The sequence below is a fragment of the Paenibacillus woosongensis genome (assembly GCF_009725165.1).
In the GTDB taxonomy this organism is placed as follows: domain Bacteria; phylum Bacillota; class Bacilli; order Paenibacillales; family Paenibacillaceae; genus Fontibacillus; species Fontibacillus woosongensis.
The window spans coordinates 915,535-933,981 of the sequence record NZ_WNZW01000002.1 but is presented as its reverse complement, the minus strand read 5'-3'; the positions used below and the strand labels follow the sequence as shown (position 1 = coordinate 933,981).

The following is an 18,447-nucleotide window of genomic DNA, read 5'->3' as shown; positions in this document are numbered from 1 at the left end:
ACAATGTTATTCTTGATACTTGCGATCGTGCTGATTGCAGCAGGCTGCTCCAACAAAGGGAACAGTTCGGCCAACTCGGGAAAGGCGGCGGAGACGAATAGCGGCACAGGCAGCGGTGGGACCAGCGGGCCGGTCGAAATTACGTTTTGGAATCTATTTGGGGGCGGGGAAGGCGATTTTGTCGATCAGATCGTAGACGGCTTTAACGGCTCCCAGCAAGAGGTTAAGGTCAAGACACTGCGGCTGGAATCGGGCGAGTATTATGCCAAGTTCGGTACAGCACTAGCCTCCGGCAAAGGCCCGGATGTAGCGGTAGCTCATGCTGACCGGCTTGCGCCTTTTGTCAAGGCGGGTCAATTGAGTGCGCTGAGTGAGCTGACGGAGAAAGCTGGCTTTGATTTCAGCGAAATTACGGATAGCAACGTGGAAAGCGTCAGCTATGACGGAATTCCCTATGCTGTTCCCATCGATACCCATTTCCATATGTTCTACTACAACAAAGATTTGCTTGGGGAGGCCGGGCTGCTAAATGAGGATGGCACGCCGAATTTTGGCGAAATATCTCCTGAAGGCTTCAAGCAATTTCTGACAGAAATCAAAAGCAAAGTTCCAGGGATAACGCCATTTAGTGTGAATACGCCGTACTTTCATGAGCCCTTCTACAATTTATATTATCAGGCTGGCGGCAGTATTTTGACAGATGATCTGAGTCAAGCCGACATCAACAATGAGAAAGCAATAGACGTACTGAAATTTTATTTGAATCTTTATGATCAAGGTCTTAGTGATATTAACGACAAGACGCCTTGGGATACATTCCATAGCGGCAAATCCGCGACATGGTTTGGCGGCGTGTGGGAAGCGGGCTGGCATCTCGGTGAAGAAGGCCTGAATGTCGGCATCACCTCGATTCCTCCGATCTTTGGCAGCGAGACGCATTGGGCAGCCTCCCATACTCTCGTTATTCCTGAATATGTGACGGAAGAGAAGCAGGTTGCTGCAATGAAATTCATGAAGTATTTCACGCTTGAGGGCGGGAAAATTTGGGCGCAAGCGGGTCATGTTCCAGCAGCAAAGGCGGTTACTGCCAGTGACGAATACATGAACCTTCCGTATCGGGAAGAGTTTGTCGCCTCGCAAAAAACGGTAAAACACGCGCCTAAGACGGATCGGTACAATGCGATCGATACGGTGGTGAAGGATGTGCTTCAGGCTGTTATTTTTAAAACGATGACGCCGGAAGATGGGGTAAAGGGCATGGAGAAGGATATTAACGAGATTCTTCAAAATTAAGAGTAAGGTGAGCGAGATGAAACCGTATCTGATGATGCGGTTTCATTCCTTAAACCTTGAAAGCAGGCTTGGTTTGGCAGTTCTGCATCGCGTTGGAGGAGGATGACCGTGAAGGCTCAGCAAGCAGCAAGCGGGTGGAAAAGGCAATTAAAAAATGAGTTTTCAGCTATTGCATTTCTAGCCCCATTTTTAATTCCGCTTCTTGTTTTCTATATTTGGCCATTGCTTAGAGGCGCTTATATCAGTCTTCATTCCTGGACGATTCTGGGGATGGAGAAGTATGTGGGCTTCAATAATTATACAAAAATATTGACGAACAGCGATTTTTATAAATATTTATGGAACAGCCTGTATTTTGTCATTTTAGTCGTTCCGATCATTATTTCGCTTGGTCTGTTACTGGCTCTGTTAATTCACCGCAAGATTCCGTTTCAGACGATGTTCCGATCGATCTACTTTCTGCCATACGTACTTTCCGTTTCTGTCATTAGCTTTATTTGGCTCCGAATGTTCGATTCCAAGCATGGACTCGTCAATGTCATCCTGGAGACTCTAGGGTTATCCTCAGTTCACTGGCTTACCAGTCCTAATGCGGCTTGGTGGTCCATTGTCATTGCTACCGTGTGGTGGACGGTCGGTTTTGTCATGGTATTATTCCTGGCAGGGCTGCAGGAAATATCCCAGGAACTTTATGAGGCTGCTGATATTGACGGCGCGTCTTCGTTTCATAAATTCCGGTTCATTACGCTTCCGGGTTTATCTTCTGTGATGAAGGTGCAAATCTTTTTTCAAATCATCGCGGGCTTGAAGCTGTTCGGGCAGGTTCAAATTATGACCAATGGCGGACCCGGGGATACGACGAATACGATCATCCGTTACATCTATGTAACGGGATTCAAGAAGGATATGTTCGGGCTTGCAGCCGCGCAATCGACGTTGTTTTGTATTTTTATGCTGTTGATTGCCGCGGTTCAATACATGGTTGTTAACAGAAAAGAGTCGTAAATGGAGAGTGAATAGAGGTGGCGCGAGCAGCGATATATAGTTTAACCGTCATATTGGCAGTCATTTTTGTAATTCCTCTAGTTTGGATGTTTGTCGTTTCTTTCAAGCCCGAAGGCGTATCCGCGATTACGATTGCAGAGTGGACGGACTTCTCGGACTTAACCATTAGAAACTATGCCAAAGTATTAACCGAATCGCAAATTTTGAGATGGACCTGGAATAGCTTCGTGATCGGAGCCGTAACTACGCTTATTACCGTGATCATTAGCTCGTTAGGGGCATTTGCTTTTTCTCGCAAAACATTTAGATCCAAGGGTTTTTTATTTATCTTATGCGTGTCCGGGCTGCTGATTCCGACGGAAGCCATGCTGATTCCTTTATACGAGACGGTCTTAAGCATTGATTTGCTGGATAATATGTGGGGCATTATTTTGCCCAGCCTGACGAATCCGCTTGGACTGATCTTGATTAAGCAATTTATGGATGGGCTGCCCAAGGACTATATGGAAGCAGCGCAAATCGACGGGGGGCGGGATTTCCGCCTGTGGTGGTCAATTTATTTGCCTCTAACGCGTTCAGCCATGATTGCAATTGGTATTTTCTATTTCATTATGTCCTGGAATAATTTCATCTGGCCGTATATCACGATTAATTCGGAAGAAAACATGGTGCTGTCTACAGGATTGCCGACCTTCCTTTCGAATAATGTGCTGCACGTGAACACGATTATGGCAGCCAGTGCGATCGCTGCTATTCCTACGATGATTGTTTATATTTTTCTCCAAAAGCATATCGTTCAGGGTGTATCGATGACAGGAGTTAAAGGGTAGGTTAGACGCTTTAATCAGCCGCTTAAGACGACATAGCATGAGATAAAACCAGGATGAAGGGGTAGATGAGAGACAATGGTAACACAGATGTATATCAAAGATTATCCAAGACCGCAATTCGTAAGAACCGACTGGGTTAATTTGAATGGCGAGTGGAGCTTCGGATTCGATGATGACAACATGGGTGAGCGCTTGGGATGGCCGAAGAATTTCGGCGGTAACCGCCAAATTGTTGTTCCTTTCACTTATGAAACGAAAGCCAGCGGGATTGGCGAAGAGGAGCACCATTCTAATGTGTGGTATCATCGAACGCTGGATATTCCGGCCGAGAAAGCCGGCAGGCGAGTCATACTGAACTTCCAAGCCGTTGATTATATCGCCAAGGTTTGGGTCAATGGGGAGTATGTTGGACGGCATCAGGGAGGCTATTCGGCGTTTTCCTTCGATATTACCTCCTATATCACTTGTGGAGAAGCCAATAGCTTGACGGTTAAGGTGGAAGATAGCATGGATGCTGCCCAGCCGCGAGGGAAGCAGCGTTGGGAACAGAACAGCTTCGAGTGCTTCTATGTGCAGACGACGGGAATCTGGCAGTCGGTATGGCTGGAATATGCAGCGCCTACGTATATTGATCAAGTGAAAATAACCCCGGACGTCGACGCCTGGAAGGTGAGGTTCGAATATCAAATGAACGGCGATTGGCCGGCCGGAGATATGTGGCTGGAAACGATCGTTAGCTTGAAGGGGGAGCAGGTTAAAAAGGTCGGCTTGGCGATGGATCGAAGCTGGCTCCAGTTGGAGGTTGACCTGATTCATGAAGTGAACGGCCCCTGGAAGATGAGCTGCTGGACGCCGGACAATCCGAATTTGTATGACGTTGAATTTATTTTGTACCGCGGCCAGGAGAAGATGGATCATGTCTATTCCTATTTTGGCATGCGGAAAATTTCCACCAAAGCCGGACAGGTATTGCTTAACAACGAACCGATCTACCAGCGGCTTGTTCTGGATCAAGGCTATTGGCCAGAGAGCCATCTTACTCCGCCTTCGGAGGAAGCCATCATCCAAGATATCGATGCGATTCTGGAGATGGGTTACAACGGCGTACGGAAGCATATGAAAGTAGAGGATGCCCGTTTTCTCTACTGGTGCGATGTGAAGGGTTTGCTCGTATGGTCGGAGATGGCAGCTACATTTGAGTTTAACGACAATGCGATTCAGAGGTTTACCAACGAATGGATGGAGGTAGTGCGGCAGTATTATAATCATCCGTGCATTGTTGTGTGGGTTCCATTTAATGAATCCTGGGGGATTATGCAAATTGCCAAGGACAGGAAGCAGCAGCGTTTCACGGAGGCCATCTATCATCTCACCAAAGCTTATGATCCTTACCGGCTTGTCATATCCAATGATGGCTGGGAGCATACGGTGTCGGATCTCATAACGCTCCATGATTATGTAGAGTCAGGGGAAGAGTTCCAGCGGCGTTATAAGGATAAGGAGAAGATTATAGGAAACGAAATCGCCTTTAACAATAGGAAATATGCCTTTGCAGATGGTTATGCCTATAGCGGGCAGCCCATCCTAGTCAGTGAATTCGGCGGCATTGCCTATAAAAATGAGGCGGGTTGGGGTTACGGCCATCAGGAGTCCTCGGAAGAATCATTCGTAGCAAGACTAAAAGCGATACACCACGCGATTAAGAATACGGATTATATCGCCGGTTACTGCTATACACAGATTACGGACGTACAGCAGGAGATGAATGGGCTGTTGACGGAGTCGCGGAAGCTAAAAGTGCCATTGGAAGTCATAAAGGAGATGAATCAACTCTAGTCTCTTAGGGGAAAGACACATCAGGAGCTGCTCATTAGAAATTCTAATGGGGCAGCTCCTGATTTCGTTATATGGAGATTTAGTAGTCAGCATGAGGGTGATGTTTCCTTCTGGGCAGTGCGCATCTTGGCCAGTATTTTGCGAATGCTCTCGTCTGAAAGATAGTACATCTCGGCTAAATCTCTAACCGACAGGCCTGAACGATGCTTCCGAAATATTTCCTCATTCCGATTGGCAATCGATGTGCGGGAACCGCTGAGTTCTCCCCAGGAAGCACGGCTTTGCTCCGGTTTGGGGATATAGAGAAGCTCACCTTGAATATGGCGCTGCAATTCCTTCAGCAATCGGGGGGGAAGCACATCCTTCCCATTTTTGTAGCTCACGGTCATGTTCCTCCTTGTTTCGATGTGCTCGATGTAGTTCAAGAACGAAATAAGTTTGCATGATCGTAATCCCCCTTTCGCAATAATTGATTTTATTGTTATTGTCATTTCATAAATAACTGGCTATATCTTAACATATTTTCACAGCAACGAAAATAAGGGGGCTATACAGCCCCCTTGCTTGAGGTTTCCGCTTACGCGGAAACCACCTCACTCACTGAAATCACATTCATCAGCCCCCTTTCCAGTGATTCGTCGGCCCGACATCTATATTAACTCATATTCCGCCTTGGGAAGAAAGCGAAAGAATGATTTTAAATGTTTTGTACCCGATCATGTTTTATGTCCCAATATGGTAAAATGGTGTTTAAGTTTAGGCTGTCATTATGAGTCATAAGGAAGTGAACTCCATGGATTTGTTCTCTTACCAGCAAAGCTCGAGCCCTGCCGGCAGGCTGCTTGCCGACCGGATGAGGCCGACGACGCTGGATGAATATATCGGGCAGGAAGACATCGTGGGGCCCGGCAAGCTGCTGCGCAGGGCGATTGAAGCGGACCAGGTATCCTCGATTCTGCTGTATGGCCCCCCCGGCTGCGGGAAGACAACGCTTGCTCATATTATTTCCAATCATACGCAAGGAGAGTTTGTAAGACTGAATGCCGTAGATGCTTCCGTAAAGGATGTGCGGGAAGTGATCGAGAAGGCGCAAAATGATAAGTCCTTCTATGGAACGAAAACAATTCTGTTCCTTGATGAGGTACACAGGTTCAATAGCTCGCGGCAGGATGCCCTGCTTCCGGCTGTGGAGAAGGGAACGATTACTTTTATCGGGGCGACGACGGAGAACCCGTTCCATTATGTGAACGGGGCTTTGATGAGCCGCTCGACCTTGTTCCAGCTGCAGCCCTTGACGAAAGAGCACTCGCTCATTGCGATGAAGCGGGCTTTGACAGATAAGGAGAAAGGGTTAGGCTTCATGCATCTTGAAGTAGACGAGGAGGCGCTGCTGCATATCGCGGCGATGGCGAACGGGGATATCCGCCGGGCGCTGAATGCGCTGGAGCTGGCGGCGATGACGACGCCTCCGCGGCCGGACGGCTGCGTCCACATTACTTTGGAGGTGGCGGAGGAATCGATCCGGCGCCCGCTCGTCAAAGCGGATGAATCTACGCAATACGACGTGCTGTCGGCGTTCCATAAGAGCATTCGCGGCTCCAGCGATGCTGCGCTGTTCTGGTTCCTGTACGCGGTGGAGAAGCTGGGGATGGACCCGATGACGTTCATCCGGCGGCTGATTGCCGCAAGCAGCGAGGATATCGGCCTGGCGAATCCCCAAGCGATGGTTCAGGCAGTGAGCGCGCTGGAGGCGTATCGGAATAACGGCTGGCCGGAGGCGAAGCTGAACATCGCCCAGGCGATTCTATTTGCGGTAGAGAGCCCGAAATCCAATGCTGTGACCACAGCGATCTCCAAAGCGATGACGGCCATCGAGGATGTGAGATCGGCGGAGGTGCCTCTGCATTTGCGGGATACCCACTACAAGGGGTCCGAAAAGCTGGGACATGTCGGCTACAAATATCCGCATGATCATCCGGGGCACTATGTGAAGCAGGATTATCTGCCGCCGAATTTGGCGAAGCGGAAGTTCTATGAGGCGACAGAGCAGGGGAATGAGAGCAAAATCCGCCATAACCAGCAAATCCGCCGATCAAAGGACATGCAGTAGGAAAGAGGTAAATGGGTGGAATCGCGAACGGAACCGGGTTAAAGCAATATCCTGGTTTTATTCAGCCGTCAATTTTAGTCTTGAATGTTTTCCTCGTCATAGATATCATCATAACCGGACATGATTTAGGTTAATCGATCTGGATCCACGTGATTTACGAATAAAGAGGAGCCGATACAGAGATTAGATTACAAAAGGAGTGGAAATGCCATGTTCGTATCCGAAAAATATGCTGGAACCCGTGAAGAGCAGTACTCCGTCGTCAAGTCGCAGCTGCGGACGCTGCTGGAAGGAGAGCCTAACCGAGTAGCCAATCTCGCTAATGCGGCGGCGCTTCTGAATCAATTTCTGGAGCAAATCAACTGGGTTGGCTTTTACTTGTATGAAGATGGCGAGCTCGTATTGGGGCCGTTTCAAGGATTGCCGGCCTGCATCCGGATTCCGCTGGGCAGGGGAGTATGCGGAACGGCGGCCATGCAGCGCACTACTGTGCTGGTGGATGATGTCGATCAGTTTCCCGGCCATATTGCCTGCGATGCCGCTTCCCGTTCGGAAATTGTCGTACCGTTAATCAAGGACGGCGAGTTGCTTGGCGTCCTGGATATCGACAGCCCGGTTACCAGCCGGTTTGATGAGCTGGACCGCGGGCAGCTGGAGCAATTTGTGGAAGAGCTTGTGCGCCATCTGTAATGGCTGCCAGAGAAACGGAAGAGGGGACTGTCTCAAAAGTGAACCTAGATGACTGAGTGGCTCCCATCTTTAGCACCTCTAGCACCTCTATAAAAACTGTCGGACACGAAGCTAAACAGGGATATAGACTACATGGAAATCATGTATTTAATCATGCTCGAAACGAATAGTACAGGGAATTAGATGGATTTGATGCACCAAAAATCAAGAATCCAGCCTAGGATGATCTTCTTCCTTCCCACTAACGACATGAAATCCATTTAAATCTACATTTCCTTCTTAGTCGTAGAAATTAACTACTATAAATCCATTAAACTAAGGGGAGCACGTCGAGGGCAATCGCTCATTCCGTCGGTTCTTTTGCGAAGGCTGGGTTCATACCGATTTTGGGATTTGTGCCTTTGGCCCACAACCTGCTTAAGGTGGCGGGCATCCGCTTCGCTACTTTCCTGCAAAGCGACAGAGCAAAAAAGTTGGACGGAAAACTTTACGTTTTCTTGCCCAACTTTTTATTTTGGAGATTATTAGACAGTCCCTTTTCACTGTGCGAAAGCTTCAGTTAGCCTAGGGATACTCCCGGTTCGGAAGCAGGCATCTTGTCAGCTGCTTCGATCGTGCCGCCGCCCAAGCATTCGTCGCCGTCGTAGAAGACGACCGCCTGGCCTGGGGTAATCGCCTTTTGCGGCTGGTCAAAGGCAACAAACATCGTTCCGTCTTCCCGCGGAATCAAGGTTACTCCTTGATCCTGCTGGCGGTACCGGAACTTGGCCACGCATTTGAACGGCTTGTCCGGCAGCTTGTCCGCGCCTGCGATCCAGTTTACGCCCGAGGCGACCAGACCGGTCGAATACAGGCTTGGGTGCTTGTCCCCTTGCACGACGTAAAGGATGTTGTTCTGCAAATCCTTTTCCGCCACGAACCAAGGCTCGCCGCTGCCTGATCCGCCGATGCCAAGGCCTTGGCGCTGTCCCAGCGTGTAATACATTAGGCCGTCATGCCGGCCTTTGACTTCACCCGTTACAATGTCAACCATATCGCCGGATTGGGCGGGCAGGTACTGGCTTAGAAATTCGCGGAAATTGCGTTCGCCGATGAAGCAGACTCCTGTGCTGTCTTTTTTCTTGGCAGTATAGAGTCCCGCCTCCTCAGCAATGCGGCGCACCTCCGGTTTGGGCAGATGTCCGATGGGGAACATCGCTTTGGCCAATTGCGCTTGATTCAGCGCATTAAGGAAATAGGTTTGGTCCTTGTTGCTGTCTACGCCGCGCAGCAATTTATATTGTCCGTCATGTTCTTGCACAACACGGGCATAGTGTCCTGTGGCTACGTAATCGGCGCCCAAATCCATGGCCTTATTCAGGAACTCCCCGAATTTGATCTCGCGGTTGCACATCACATCCGGATTTGGCGTGCGGCCGCGCTTATATTCTTCGAGAAAATAGGCAAATACTTTATCATAGTATTCCTTCTCGAAATTGACGGTATAGTAAGGGATATCGATTTGCTCACAGACGCGCCGTACGTCCTCGGCGTCCTCCTCCGCCGTACAGCGGCCGAACTCATCGGTATCATCCCAGTTTTTCATGAAAATGCCGATAACATCATATCCTTGCTGCTTGAGCAGCAGCGCCGTTACCGAGGAATCGACGCCTCCGGACATGCCGACGACAATTCTTGTTTCGCTGTTTGATCCAGACATCTATATCACTCCTTTGGCGGTTTCCCTGTCGATATTTTATCATAAGCAGCCAGTTCGGGCGAAATTATCGGAATGTTAATTCACGGTAAACGAATTGCTCGAAAGCGGGGCCGTTTTATTTTCCAAAAGACACGGGATATGTTACGATAAACATAGGTTAATGATAGGAATAGGGAGTTATTGGCCAAGTATGTCCTTTGGGCACGGACACAAGCCCCCTTATCATTACTTTATGGATCAATGTTCAATTATATAAATATTACTTGAAAATTGAAAGAGGTGGCTTCTTTGAAGATTTCCACGAAAGGACGCTATGGCTTAACGATCATGATGGAACTTGCTGCGAAGTTCGGTGAAGGACCTACTTCCTTGAAGAGCATCGCTGAGAAAAACCAATTGTCCGAGCATTATTTGGAGCAGCTGATTGCGCCGCTTAGAAACGCCGGACTTGTGAAAAGCGTGCGCGGTGCATATGGGGGCTACATACTATCGCGCGCTGCTGAAGAGATTACAGCAGGGGATATTATCCGCGTCTTGGAAGGGCCGATCTCCCCGGTAGACTTCACGGAGGAGGATGATCCGGCCAAAAGGGATTTATGGCTGCGGATCCGTGACAGCATCGCTGAGGTGCTGGACTCGACGACGCTAGACAGTCTGATTAATTATGAAGAGGCTGGCGCAGAGCAAAACTATATGTTCTACATCTAAATATAGCGACGAACATAAAAAGACTCCTCTCGAGGAGTCTTTTGTTAGGCTTATGGCAAGGATACGACAGTTTACTTTATCCAGTAAGAACGATCACGCTTCGCCTGCGTTTGTGCCGGGCGGGGCTTTTCGATTTTATCAATCGGGATGATGCGAGTGACGTGCACGATTTCTTCCAGCAGAAACCAGAACGCGCCTTCCACGGTGCGAAGCTGCACTTTCTTCGGGTCTGCTCCCCATTTCGGTAAGCCGCGCATCGTCTCACCCGAGTCCAGTATTATGACGACTTCTTGCTCTAGTGTAACTGCCATTTTTAGTTCGTGCATCATTCTCACGCTCCTTCGGTTTATACTTTTATCATCGGAATATTAACGCAGAAATTAAAGAGAAAATCATGATTATGATGCACATTTGCTGGACACCTGCCTAGCCCGGCGTTATGATGGGAATGTTTCAGGGGAAGAATACGATAAAAACGCATGAAATTCAGGTTGTTTGCGCAACCTTGCAAAGAAAAGACAGGTGATCATAAATTGAGAAAAATATATTTGGATCATGCAGCTTCGACCCCGATCCGTCCGGAGGTTGCCGAAGCTATGATTTCCGCCATGCAGAAACATTTCGGGAATGCATCGAGCGTACATTCCTTCGGAAGGGAAGCGAAGCGGGTAGTAAATGGAGCTAGGGATCGCCTGGCCGCGGCTCTCGGCTGCAAACCGGAGGAGCTGGTATTTACGGCGGGCGGTACGGAAAGCGATAATCTGGCCTTATTCGGAACGATGCATGCCCAGAAATCCCGCGGCAAGCATATTGTGACGACCGCCATTGAGCATCACGCCGTTCTGCATTCGTGCCAGCAGCTGGAGCGAGACGGCTTCGAGGTAACGTATCTTCCTGTCGATCGCACGGGGCGCGTCCATGCGGAACAGGTTGCTGAGGCGCTGCGGCCCGATACGGTTCTGGTCAGCGTGATGTTTGGCAACAATGAAGTCGGCACGCTGCAGCCGATCATTGAAATCGGGGAATTGATCCGCAGCACCGGCAAGGACATCGTCTTTCATGTTGATGCGGTTCAGGCACTAGGTGCCGTTCCTATCCATTGCAATGAACTTCCAGTTGACCTCATTAGCTTTTCCTCGCATAAAATCAACGGCCCTCAAGGCGTAGGTGCGCTGTATATCCGTAAACAACGAATGATCGAGCCGATTCTGCACGGCGGCCTCCAAGAGAAGAAGAGACGGGCTGGCACAGAAAATATGGCCGGGATCGTCGGCTTTGCCAAAGCTGCGGAAATCGCTGTATCCGGATTGTCGGAAAGACGCGAGCATGATCTGAAGCTGCGGTCAGCATTGTTGTCCAATCTGGAACGGACCGTCGGATCGGAGCATTTTCGCGTTAACGGAAATCAGGAGTTTTATCTGCCGCATATCGTGAATATCAGCTTTCCGGAAATGCAGACGGAGACGATGCTGATGAACCTCGATATGGAAGGAATAGCGGTAGCCAGCGGCTCTGCCTGCACCTCGGGATCGCTAGAGCCGTCACATGTGCTTGAAGCCATGAATCTTCCGCAAAATCTTTTGCGCTCGGCGATTCGATTCAGCTTTGGTTTGGGTAATACTAGTGAAGAAATAGAGTACACTGCCGAAAAAGTTGGAACCATCCTTACCCGTCTTCGTAAAAAAATATAATGGGCTGTGTTTTTAGATTTCAAGGAAAGGAGGATGCGTTCGCTTTTTCACATTAAGCTGTAATTAGCCCAGCGAGGAGGGACCTGAACAACTATGAGACTGCAGGATATGATAGGCTTGGCCGTCTTTGAAATGGAGGGCGGCAAGCAGGTCGGAAAAGTCCTCGATGTAATGTTGAATGAAGATTGGACTATTTCAGGGATTACGCTGGAGGGGAAGACGATGTTCTCCACAAGCAGCAAAGTAGTGCTCTGGGAAGATATCGTCGCTTACGGCGAGGATGCCGTCATGATTCGCAATCAACAGGCTGTCCGCAAATGCGGAGCCGAGAATATACAGCTTACCTTCATTTCGGGTAACGGCAAATTGAAGGAACTTCCCGTTCTCACGGAGGACGGTACGCGGATTGGAACCGTTGCGGATGTTTATTTTGAGCAGAATTTGGGAAATACAATTACTGGTATCGAAATCAGTGATGGATTCATATCCGATCTGATGGAGGGGCGCAAAGTACTGCCTTTTATGCCAGGGATGACGAAAGGGGAAAATGCGATCATGGTCCCCCCGAACAGTGAGCAACGGCTGGAGAAGACCATGAATTCTATCAATGGATAGGTGATTGAATGATGAAATGTCCAAATTGCAGCTCCAAGGATATTGGGAAGATCGGTTCCCATCAATTCTACTGCTGGGGATGCTTTATTGAATTGACGGTAAACGGAGAGAAGATGTCCGTATACCAGGTTGAGGAAGACGGAACGCTCAGTTCCTTGGATGATTTGTTCTTCGGCGAGGAAATGACGCAGGATTTCTCGCAAATGCATGCATCGACTTAATATGGCCGGCCTACATATAGAATGCACGATTCTATAATGGCGCAGGTGAGCCCTTCTCCGCTAGGAGGAGGGCTTTTTACTGTCTTCGGTACGGTTATTTTTGCCTCGTCACGCACATACTGACCTATAGCCAGTCCGCCGCCAAGGAGGGATCGTGCGTGGAACCGTTCAAGAACAACAAATTGTTTCGCAATGGAATATGGCTGCTGCTGGGCTTGGTTATCCTTTATTTCCTTTGGCTGCTCCGCCCGATGCTGACTCATGTCTACGGATTTTTAAAAGCCGTACTGGCTCCTTTTGTCATTGCGATGATTATTTCTTATATTCTCAATCCCGTGGTACGGATGCTGGGCGGCCGCAAGGTGCCGAGGACGATGGCCGTGCTGCTAATTTATGCGGTGTTTGTGACCAGCCTGTCAGTGATTCTGATCAATGTCATTCCGATGTTCATTGAGCAGCTGGAGGAACTGGGCGAGCATTTGCCAGAGCTGACCCTGCATACCCAGCAAATGATCAACCGGTGGGACAGCAGTCTGCTTCCCGGCAGCATCCGTATGGGCATGAACAATTGGTTTTTTCAATTCGAGCATCGGCTGGCTGACGGAATTTCAAAATTTCTAGACAATATCGGTACGACGATCGGAGTCGTCTTCAATGCGTTCATCATTCCTTTTCTGATCTTCTATATGCTTAAGGATTTCGAGGCATTTGAAAGAATGATTCTTCATTATTTGCCGCGTTCCCGCCGCAAGTCCACCGTGGCGCTATTGAAGGATATCGACGGCGCGCTGGGCAATTATGTGCGCGGACAGCTGCTCGTATGCGTCATTATCGGGGTACTCGCCTATTTCGGTTATATGCTGATTGGCATGCCCTTTGCGCTGCTATTTGCCGGGGTGGTTGCGGTATGCAATGTCATCCCTTATCTCGGCCCCTTTCTTGGCGCGGCGCCTGCTCTCGTTATGGCTACTACGATATCGTGGCGCATGGTGCTTATGGTTGCTTTGGTCAATACGGTATGCCAGTTTATTGAGAGCAACATTATCTCCCCGCAGGTCGTCGGCAGGTCGCTGAATTTGCATCCGATGCTCATTATTTTCGCGCTGCTTGTCGGCGGGGAAATAGCCGGTGTGGCCGGTCTTATTTTGGCGGTTCCTCTATTTGCGGTGGGCAAAGTGGTTCTGCAGCATTTTTATACGTATTATGTTCGCCGAAAAACGGTCTAGAACCGCATTGACAGCGGGAATTCCGCCTTATATACTTATTAGTGATTTATTCAAACATGTATAACCTGCAAATCGTTGACGAAATGAAGTACGTCCATGTTCATGGTTTCAGAGAAGGCGTTCCTTCGCGAAGCTGGCAGACCGATCCAGAGGTCCCGCTTACGCCGCGTTGGCTGAGAGAACCCGATCATTGACCGGACGGAAAGCTGATTTCAGAGAGCGAAGCAAATTCGCCGGGTGGTTCCCGTTATCGAACTGTTCGAGGCGATCGTATCTATCGGGCGTGATCAAGTTCCGAAATACGATAACCAGGGTGGTACCGCGAGTTAATCGTCCCTGATATTCAGGGGCGTTTTTTCTTTTTTTCAAGATTTCACGAACATGATCTGTTTAGGAGGAACCCTTATGAAATCAAGTGAAATTCGTTCCAAATGGCTGGAGTTCTTCGCCAGCAAAGGACATAAAATCGAACCGAGCGCATCTCTCGTACCTCATAATGATCCGTCCCTGCTGTGGATCAATGCCGGAATGGCTCCGCTGAAGCCTTATTTTGACGGCCGTGTAAAACCGGATAATCCGCGCATGGCCAATTCGCAGAAGTGCATCCGTACTAATGATATTGAGAATGTCGGAAAGACGCGGCGGCATCATACCTTTTTTGAGATGCTGGGCAACTTCTCGATCGGCGATTATTTTAAAGAAGAAGCAATTACTTGGGCATGGGAGTTTCTGACGAGCAAGGAATGGATCGGATTTGACCCTGAGCGTTTGTCCGTAACGGTCTATCCGGAGGACGAGGAGGCGTTTAAGCTGTGGAACGAGAAGATTGGCCTTCCTGCCGAGCGAATCATTAAGCTGGAGGACAACTTCTGGGATATCGGCGAAGGACCATGCGGTCCTTGTACGGAAATTTTCTATGACCGCGGCGATGCATACGGCGATTTGTCCGACCCGGACTGCATGCCAGGCGGAGAGAATGAGCGCTTCCTGGAAGTCTGGAACCTCGTCTTTTCGCAATTCAATCATAATAAAGACGGCAGCTATACGCCGCTGCCCAATAAAAATATTGATACCGGCGCAGGGCTGGAGCGGTTCGCATCCATTCTGCAGAACGTGAACTCCAACTTTGACACGGACCTGTTCATGCCAATTATCCAGGAGACCGCGAAAATCTCCGGGGTCAAATACGGTGCGGGCGAAGATAGCGATGTGGCCATGAAGGTGATCGCCGACCATATCCGCACGGTTGCCTTTGCCGTGGCTGACGGGGTGCTTCCGTCCAATGAAGGCCGCGGATATGTCATCCGCCGCTTGCTGCGCCGGGCTGTCCGTTACGGGAAGACACTGGGTCTCGATAAGCCGTTTATGTACAACCTCGTTAAGACGGTTGGTGATATCATGGGCAGCTATTACGGCGATGTCGTGGCGAAACGGGATTTCATTGAGAAGGTAATCCGCACGGAGGAAGAGCGGTTCCACGAAACGCTGAGTGATGGATTGGCAATTCTCTCTGAGATCAGCGAGCAAGCCAAGAATGAAGGACGCACAGTGATCAGCGGTGCGGATGCCTTCAAGCTGTATGATACGTATGGATTCCCGCTCGATTTGACCGAGGATTTCGCTGCCGAGCATGGCCTGACCGTAGACCGCGAGGGTTTTGAGTCTGAAATGGCAGGACAACGGGAGCGTGCCCGGGCTGCGAGCCATAAAGGCGGCAGTATGTCGGTACAGGGCGGCGTATTGGCTGACTTTACGACTAAATCGGATTTCGTTGGATATAATGAGCTTGAAACGTCCACCAGAATTTTAGCAATTATTGCGAACGATGAGTTTGCCGATGTATTGTCGGCGGGCGAAAGCGGTCAGGTTATTCTGGAGTCCACTCCTTTTTATGCTGAAAGTGGCGGTCAGGTGAGCGACCAAGGGGTAATTCTGAGCGAGCTGGGCAGCGCCGATGTGAACGGACTGTTCAAGGCGCCGCGCGGACAGCATGTACATCAAGTCACGGTGAATTCTGGCGAACTGCGCGTAGGAGCGGCCGTGACGGCCCAGGTGGACCGCAAGCTGCGCAGCGAGATTCTGAAGAACCATACCGCAACACATCTGCTCCACAAAGCGCTAAAAGAAGTGCTCGGCGAGCATGTCAATCAAGCCGGCTCCCTGGTCGAGCCGCAGCGCCTGCGCTTTGACTTCTCGCATCTGGGCAGCATATCCCCTGAGGAGCTGGCGGAGATCGAGCGTAAGGTCAATGAGCAGATCTGGAATGCGTTGGACGTCGTGATCGAATACAAGCCGATTGACGAAGCCAAGGCGATGGGCGCTATGGCCTTGTTCGGCGAGAAGTACGGCGATATCGTCCGCGTCGTTCAGGTCGGCGATTACAGCCTTGAGCTGTGTGGCGGCTGCCACGTCAACAATACGGCAGAGATCGGCCTGTTCAAACTGATCAGCGAGAGCGGCATTGGTTCTGGTGTCCGCCGGATTGAGGCGGTCACTGGCCGCGGGGCTTACATGTACATGGATGGCCAGCTCGAGCTGCTCAAGCAATCTGCAGCGCTGCTTAAATCGAACGTCAATGAGGTGCCGAAACGGATCGAAGCGCTGTATCAGCAGCTGAAGGACCTTGGGCGCGAGAACGAGTCGCTTCAGGGCAAGCTGAGCGCGATCGAGGCCGGCGAGTTGACGAACCGCATTGTCGAGGCCGGAGGAACCAAGCTGCTTGCGGCGCGGGTAGAAGCCGCAAGTATGGATATGCTAAGAACCTTGGCTGATGAGCTGAAAGTCAAAGTACCGGATGCCGTCCTTGTACTCGGCGCAGCGATGGAGGACAAAGTGAACTTTGTCGTAGCTGTACCTCAGGAGCAGGTGAAGCGCGGCATTCATGCCGGCAAGCTTGTCAAGGAAGTGGCAGCCGTCTGCGGCGGGGGCGGAGGCGGCCGCCCAGATATGGCGCAAGCCGGAGGCAAGGATGTCTCCAAGCTGGAGGATGCCTTGAAACTTGCTGAAGAGTTAGTTGCAGCGCAAGGGTAAATGTGCGGCATACGATACCGTAACCGAAAATTTCCTTTAAGAACCTACAATATGATATAGTAAGGGTAGACTAAGAGGAAACCAGACTGCGATCAAGAAGACGTATGTCTTAAGAAGCGAGGTGTCATCATGGACTACATGGATAAAACTGTAAAGTTTAATGTCAAGGGTGATGAGCAGGAGGCGTCTGCGCAGGAAATTCTTCTTACGGTATACGAAGCGTTGCAGGACAAAGATTACAATCCAATCAACCAGATTGTCGGGTATCTGCTGTCAGGGGATCCGGCATATATTCCGCGCCACAACAATGCCAGAAGTCTTGTGCGCAAGAAGGAACGCGACGAATTGATCGAAGAACTGGTAAGGTTTTACATGTCCAGTCACCGTTAGGAGAATAGCATGAAAATTATGGGTCTGGATTACGGGGATCGCAGAATCGGCGTTGCGGTTAGCGATATGTTCGGATGGACCGCCCAAGGCGTGGAAGTCATCGAACGCCGGCGGGAGGGCGACGAGTACGGGCGGATTGCTGAACTGGCCAGTCAGCATGAGATCGAGGAAATTGTCGTTGGCCTGCCTAAGAACATGAACGGATCGGTCGGTCCCCGTGGTGAAATATGCAAGGCCTTTGCAGAAGAGCTTCGCAGCAGGATCGAGCTGCCGGTTCATTTATGGGATGAGCGGCTGACCACCGTCTCGGCCCAGCGGACGCTGATTGAAGCGGATGTCAGCCGGAAGAAGCGCAAAGGAATTGTGGATAAAATGGCCGCAGTTTTGATTTTGCAAAACTATTTGGACTCTAAGAGTAAAAAGTGAGGGTGATCGCACATGTCTAATGATCGTATCGGCAATGAAGAAGAACCGGAGATTATTTACATCCCTGACGACGAGGGCAATGAGGAAGAGTTTGAAGTCATCATGAAGTTCGAGGTTGACGGTTCGGATGCAAAGTATATGATGGTCGTTCCTGTGGAGTCCGATGAGGATCAAGAGGCCGAAGAGGTATACGCATTTCGTTACGAGGAAGACGGCGATGACCTGAAGCTGTATACGATTGAAAGCGACGAGGAATGGGAAATCGTCGAGGAAACGTTCAATACGCTGATCGATGAATTTGACGGGGAGGATCAGGGTTGATGCCAGAATTTTCCGCCAGTCATGTGGTATGGACTTCCCGTGTGAAGGATGCATTCGGTTCCGTCGTAGAGCTTGAGGATGAAGAGGGACGGGTTTCCGATTATTCGATCGAGAGCGAATTCGATGTCGCAGGCAGCTCTTATGCAGTGCTTAGAGCAGAGGGCGACGGAAATGCCGAACCGGAAATATTCAAAATTATCAGTGGCCAGAACGGAGCCTTGGAGCTCGTTACGATCGATGATGATGATGAATGGGAGAACGTGTCCGAATTGTACGATGAATTAACATTTCCGGAATAGAGCGGTGCGCTAGCACAACTCTTCTGTGAAGCCAGTCATTTTTATAGATAAGTCTGA

20 protein-coding genes are annotated in these 18,447 nt (G+C 49.9%); 17 read left to right on the top strand and 3 right to left on the bottom strand.

The features are described from left to right. Positions 1-3 precede the first annotated feature (3 nt). The 4 genes from GNP95_RS10550 (at position 4) to GNP95_RS10535 (ending at position 4,964) form a co-directional block, all read left to right on the top strand. Positions 4-1,293: an ABC transporter substrate-binding protein gene (locus GNP95_RS10550; protein ID WP_155610886.1), complete on the top strand. Its 1,290-nt coding sequence runs from the start codon at positions 4-6 to the stop codon at positions 1,291-1,293. Between the two features lie 108 nt (positions 1,294-1,401). Further along, entirely contained in the window at positions 1,402-2,298 is an 897-nt protein-coding gene (locus tag GNP95_RS26180) for a carbohydrate ABC transporter permease (protein WP_187386455.1), read from the top strand. A gap of 53 nt (positions 2,299-2,351) precedes the next feature. Continuing rightward, entirely contained in the window at positions 2,352-3,128 is a 777-nt protein-coding gene (locus GNP95_RS10540) for a carbohydrate ABC transporter permease (protein WP_230873737.1), read from the top strand. 75 nt (positions 3,129-3,203) lie between these two features. After that, positions 3,204-4,964: a glycoside hydrolase family 2 protein gene (locus tag GNP95_RS10535; protein WP_155610754.1), complete on the top strand. Its 1,761-nt coding sequence runs from the start codon at positions 3,204-3,206 to the stop codon at positions 4,962-4,964. An 86-nt stretch (positions 4,965-5,050) separates the two neighbouring features. Here the strand turns inward: GNP95_RS10535 and GNP95_RS10530 are convergent, their stop codons facing one another. Next, positions 5,051-5,347: a CD3324 family protein gene (locus GNP95_RS10530; RefSeq protein WP_283925497.1), complete on the bottom strand. Its 297-nt coding sequence runs from the start codon at positions 5,345-5,347 to the stop codon at positions 5,051-5,053. Between the two features lie 410 nt (positions 5,348-5,757). Here GNP95_RS10530 and GNP95_RS10525 point away from each other — a divergent pair, with 410 nt between their 5' ends. Together GNP95_RS10525 and GNP95_RS10520 are read left to right on the top strand one after the other, a co-directional pair. Continuing rightward, positions 5,758-7,074, top strand: a complete 1,317-nt coding sequence (locus tag GNP95_RS10525) for a replication-associated recombination protein A (protein WP_155610884.1) — start codon at positions 5,758-5,760, stop codon at positions 7,072-7,074. Positions 7,075-7,284: 210 nt separating this feature from the next. After that, positions 7,285-7,764 carry a GAF domain-containing protein gene (locus GNP95_RS10520; protein ID WP_155610753.1) on the top strand — a complete coding sequence of 160 codons (480 nt, stop codon included), beginning with the start codon at positions 7,285-7,287 and terminating at the stop codon, positions 7,762-7,764. Positions 7,765-8,323: 559 nt separating this feature from the next. Here the strand turns inward: GNP95_RS10520 and mnmA are convergent. After that, the gene (mnmA, locus tag GNP95_RS10515; protein WP_155610752.1) at positions 8,324-9,463 is read right to left on the bottom strand and encodes a tRNA 2-thiouridine(34) synthase MnmA; all 1,140 of its coding nucleotides are present in this window, start codon (positions 9,461-9,463) and stop codon (positions 8,324-8,326) included. Between the two features lie 288 nt (positions 9,464-9,751). On the opposite strand from mnmA, the gene cymR reads away from it, so the two are divergent. Continuing rightward, positions 9,752-10,171: a cysteine metabolism transcriptional regulator CymR gene (cymR, locus tag GNP95_RS10510; protein ID WP_155610751.1), complete on the top strand. Its 420-nt coding sequence runs from the start codon at positions 9,752-9,754 to the stop codon at positions 10,169-10,171. A 71-nt stretch (positions 10,172-10,242) separates the two neighbouring features. Here cymR and GNP95_RS10505 read toward each other — a convergent pair whose 3' ends face one another. Beyond that, positions 10,243-10,482 (bottom strand): hypothetical protein, encoded by a 240-nt coding sequence (locus GNP95_RS10505; RefSeq protein WP_230873736.1) that lies wholly within the window; start codon positions 10,480-10,482, stop codon positions 10,243-10,245. A 222-nt stretch (positions 10,483-10,704) separates the two neighbouring features. Here GNP95_RS10505 and GNP95_RS10500 point away from each other — a divergent pair, with 222 nt between their 5' ends. From GNP95_RS10500 to GNP95_RS10455, 10 genes are all read left to right on the top strand, one after another. After that, a complete protein-coding gene (locus GNP95_RS10500; protein WP_155610749.1) occupies positions 10,705-11,862 on the top strand; it encodes a cysteine desulfurase family protein in 1,158 nt (385 codons plus the stop codon). A gap of 93 nt (positions 11,863-11,955) precedes the next feature. Continuing rightward, positions 11,956-12,477, top strand: coding sequence for a PRC-barrel domain-containing protein (locus tag GNP95_RS10495; protein WP_155610748.1), 522 nt, complete (start codon positions 11,956-11,958; stop codon positions 12,475-12,477). 11 nt (positions 12,478-12,488) lie between these two features. Then, complete coding sequence (locus GNP95_RS10490; RefSeq protein ID WP_196427132.1) at positions 12,489-12,698, top strand: hypothetical protein; 210 nt, start codon at positions 12,489-12,491, stop codon at positions 12,696-12,698. Positions 12,699-12,856: 158 nt separating this feature from the next. Next, positions 12,857-13,924, top strand: a complete 1,068-nt coding sequence (locus tag GNP95_RS10485) for an AI-2E family transporter (protein ID WP_330163341.1) — start codon at positions 12,857-12,859, stop codon at positions 13,922-13,924. A 41-nt stretch (positions 13,925-13,965) separates the two neighbouring features. After that, positions 13,966-14,118, top strand: a complete 153-nt coding sequence (locus GNP95_RS10480; protein ID WP_155610745.1) for a hypothetical protein — start codon at positions 13,966-13,968, stop codon at positions 14,116-14,118. A 211-nt stretch (positions 14,119-14,329) separates the two neighbouring features. Continuing rightward, positions 14,330-16,954, top strand: a complete 2,625-nt coding sequence (gene alaS, locus GNP95_RS10475; RefSeq protein WP_155610744.1) for an alanine--tRNA ligase — start codon at positions 14,330-14,332, stop codon at positions 16,952-16,954. A gap of 129 nt (positions 16,955-17,083) precedes the next feature. Next, the gene (locus tag GNP95_RS10470) at positions 17,084-17,344 is read left to right on the top strand and encodes an IreB family regulatory phosphoprotein (RefSeq protein WP_155610743.1); all 261 of its coding nucleotides are present in this window, start codon (positions 17,084-17,086) and stop codon (positions 17,342-17,344) included. 9 nt (positions 17,345-17,353) lie between these two features. Next, on the top strand, positions 17,354-17,770 hold the full coding sequence (ruvX, locus tag GNP95_RS10465) for a Holliday junction resolvase RuvX (RefSeq protein WP_155610742.1): 417 nt from the start codon (positions 17,354-17,356) through the stop codon (positions 17,768-17,770). 12 nt (positions 17,771-17,782) lie between these two features. Further along, positions 17,783-18,091 carry a DUF1292 domain-containing protein gene (locus tag GNP95_RS10460; RefSeq protein WP_155610741.1) on the top strand — a complete coding sequence of 103 codons (309 nt, stop codon included), beginning with the start codon at positions 17,783-17,785 and terminating at the stop codon, positions 18,089-18,091. Beyond that, positions 18,091-18,390, top strand: coding sequence for a DUF1292 domain-containing protein (locus tag GNP95_RS10455; RefSeq protein WP_155610740.1), 300 nt, complete (start codon positions 18,091-18,093; stop codon positions 18,388-18,390). The genes GNP95_RS10460 and GNP95_RS10455 overlap by 1 nt, the downstream gene beginning before the upstream one ends. Positions 18,391-18,447 lie beyond the last annotated feature (57 nt).

What these genes read in the sequence shown, in the direction of transcription:
- GNP95_RS10550 (WP_155610886.1), top strand. Translation starts at nt 4, where the DNA reads ATGTTATTCTTGATACTTGCGATCGTGCTGATTGCAGCAGGCTGCTCC.
- GNP95_RS10535 (WP_155610754.1), top strand. Translation starts at nt 3,204, where the DNA reads ATGGTAACACAGATGTATATCAAAGATTATCCAAGACCGCAATTCGTA.
- GNP95_RS10525 (WP_155610884.1), top strand. Translation starts at nt 5,758, where the DNA reads ATGGATTTGTTCTCTTACCAGCAAAGCTCGAGCCCTGCCGGCAGGCTG.
- GNP95_RS10520 (WP_155610753.1), top strand. Translation starts at nt 7,285, where the DNA reads ATGTTCGTATCCGAAAAATATGCTGGAACCCGTGAAGAGCAGTACTCC.
- mnmA (WP_155610752.1), bottom strand. Translation starts at nt 9,463, where the DNA reads ATGTCTGGATCAAACAGCGAAACAAGAATTGTCGTCGGCATGTCCGGA.
- GNP95_RS10505 (WP_230873736.1), bottom strand. Translation starts at nt 10,482, where the DNA reads ATGGCAGTTACACTAGAGCAAGAAGTCGTCATAATACTGGACTCGGGT.
- GNP95_RS10495 (WP_155610748.1), top strand. Translation starts at nt 11,956, where the DNA reads ATGAGACTGCAGGATATGATAGGCTTGGCCGTCTTTGAAATGGAGGGC.
- GNP95_RS10490 (WP_196427132.1), top strand. Translation starts at nt 12,489, where the DNA reads ATGAAATGTCCAAATTGCAGCTCCAAGGATATTGGGAAGATCGGTTCC.
- alaS (WP_155610744.1), top strand. Translation starts at nt 14,330, where the DNA reads ATGAAATCAAGTGAAATTCGTTCCAAATGGCTGGAGTTCTTCGCCAGC.
- GNP95_RS10470 (WP_155610743.1), top strand. Translation starts at nt 17,084, where the DNA reads ATGGACTACATGGATAAAACTGTAAAGTTTAATGTCAAGGGTGATGAG.
- ruvX (WP_155610742.1), top strand. Translation starts at nt 17,354, where the DNA reads ATGAAAATTATGGGTCTGGATTACGGGGATCGCAGAATCGGCGTTGCG.
- GNP95_RS10460 (WP_155610741.1), top strand. Translation starts at nt 17,783, where the DNA reads ATGTCTAATGATCGTATCGGCAATGAAGAAGAACCGGAGATTATTTAC.
- GNP95_RS10455 (WP_155610740.1), top strand. Translation starts at nt 18,091, where the DNA reads ATGCCAGAATTTTCCGCCAGTCATGTGGTATGGACTTCCCGTGTGAAG.